Raw genomic sequence first — 358 nt, forward strand, 5'->3', positions numbered from 1 at the left:
TCCACCTCGACCTCGACGGCCATCAACTCGCTGTCGACCGGTGTGGATTCGCTCTCCACGGGCGTGAGCTCGCTGTCGACCTCCACGTCGACTGCGATCAACTCGCTGTCCACCGGCGTGAGCTCGCTCTCGACGGGCATTAGCTCGCTGTCCACGGGCATCAGCTCGCTCTCGACCGGCGTGAACTCGCTGTCGACTTCGACGTCGAGCGCGATCAGCTCGCTCTCGACGGGTGTGAGCTCGCTCTCCACGGGCAGTTGAGCTCGCTGTCGAGCTCGACCTCGGCGGGCATCAACTCGCTGTCCACGGGCCTGAGCTCGCTGTCCACGTCCACCTCGACCGCGGTCAACTCGCTCTC

Annotated in this window: 1 protein-coding gene; it reads right to left on the reverse strand. The window is 65.6% G+C overall.

The features are described from left to right. On the reverse strand, positions 1-251 hold a 251-nt coding region (locus tag HWX53_RS27995), incomplete at its 3' end, for a hypothetical protein (protein ID WP_279612514.1). Positions 252-358 lie beyond the last annotated feature (107 nt).

Source organism: Caballeronia sp. BCC1704, from assembly GCF_902833455.1.
Taxonomy (GTDB): domain Bacteria; phylum Pseudomonadota; class Gammaproteobacteria; order Burkholderiales; family Burkholderiaceae; genus Caballeronia.